Source organism: bacterium (assembly GCA_024226335.1).
Lineage (GTDB): Bacteria > Myxococcota_A > UBA9160 > SZUA-336 > SZUA-336 > JAAELY01.
The window spans coordinates 1-1,457 of sequence record JAAELY010000343.1 but is presented as its reverse complement, the minus strand read 5'-3'; the positions used below and the strand labels follow the sequence as shown (position 1 = coordinate 1,457).

Here is a 1,457-nt window from a genome sequence, read left to right as displayed (position 1 = left end):
GTGGGTAGCCCGGGGCTTCAGCCCCGGGTAGACGGCATATTTAGATTCCGCGCCCCGTAGGGGCGCAATATTCCCAGCGAGGCTTCAGCCTCGCGCACGCGCGGCTCATGCCGCAGGAGAATAGTGCCGCCCTTCGGGGCGGGAGCGCACGAAAATGCAACCTCGAGGAGGGGGGAGAAACTTGTCGCAATCCCCCGCAGGGGCTCAGCTCGTTTCCGACACGATCGACACGGGGGTGCAGAAAAGCAAGTGGGACATCCTGCTCGCTCGAGGACGCCCGCGAGCTCGCCCAAGAACCCTGCTCCAGGCCCACCGCAGCCTCCACAGCTTCCAGGGCGGACGCGCTGGCTCGAGGTCAAGGACTACTCGGCGCGCTCGCGCTCCGAGCTGAAGCTCGGCGGCAAGGTCGGCCAGCTGATCTATGGCGAGGAGGCGACGCGGTTCTTCCCAATCCTGCGAGCGGGCGAGATCCTGCATTTGGGGAAGAACCCGGCGTCGGGCTGCGGGCGTATCCGCGTAGATGCGTAGCGTAGCGGTGGGTACGGCAAGTCCGTGGGCAAGCGATATCGTTGACGCCCGGCCTTATCCCGTGGGAGAGTCCCTGTATGGACGCTACCGATATCACCACGCCGACCCCACCGGACGACTACGACAGCCCATGGAAGGAAGTCTCCGGGCGATTCTTCCCCCAACTCGTGGAATTCTTCGCTCCCGACCTCTACGCGATCATCGACTGGTCGGCCGGCTACGAGTTTCTCGAACAGGAGTTGCGGGAGATGCTCCGCGACGCCGAGACCGGACCCCGCCGAGTCGACAAGGTCGTCAAGGTTCGGACATTATCGGGCAAGCCCCTCTACCTTGTCCTCCATGTGGAGATCCAGGTCTCCAGAGAGTCAGGTTTTCCGCGACGGATGTTCGTCTACTTCTACCGGCTCTATGACCTTTACCCGGAGCAGGTCGTGAGCCTGGCCATCCTGGCCGACGAGGAGCCCGACTGGGAGCCTAAAAGCTACGAGTACGCACTGCATGGCACCGAGCTGGAGTTCGGCTATCGCACAGTGAAGATCTGGGAGTACAATGGGCGTTGGGCGGAGCTGGAGAAGGATCCGAATCCGTTCGCGCTGGTGGTCATGGCGCACTTGAAGACCAAGGCCACACGCGGCAAAGCCCGGGAGCGGCTCGCCTGGAAGGTGAACCTGGTGCGCCAGCTCTACGAACGGGGCTATGAGCGCAAGGACGTCCTGGAGCTCTTCCGATTCATCGACTGGCTGCTGGTGCTGCCGGAAGAGATGACGAAGAGCTTCCGCCAACGGATCGAAGAGATCGAGCAGGAGTCGAAGATGAAGTACGTCACGAGCATCGAACGCCTGGGACGCCGAGAAGGACGCCAAGAAGGACTGCGGGATGTTGTTCTCGCCCTATTCGAGGAGAAGTTCGGGCCTCCGGACGCCCCGATC

The 1,457-nt window shown here is 62.8% G+C and carries 2 protein-coding genes; both read left to right on the top strand.

Features of this window, described 5'->3' with window-relative positions; genetic code table 11:
* Positions 1–249 precede the first annotated feature (249 nt).
* Positions 250–528 (top strand): CRISPR system precrRNA processing endoribonuclease RAMP protein Cas6, encoded by a 279-nt coding sequence (locus GY725_18005; protein MCP4006080.1) that lies wholly within the window; start codon positions 250–252, stop codon positions 526–528.
* 77 nt (positions 529–605) lie between these two features.
* Positions 606–1,457, top strand: an 852-nt coding sequence (locus GY725_18000) for a transposase (GenBank protein MCP4006079.1), incomplete at its 3' end; no start/stop codon positions are given.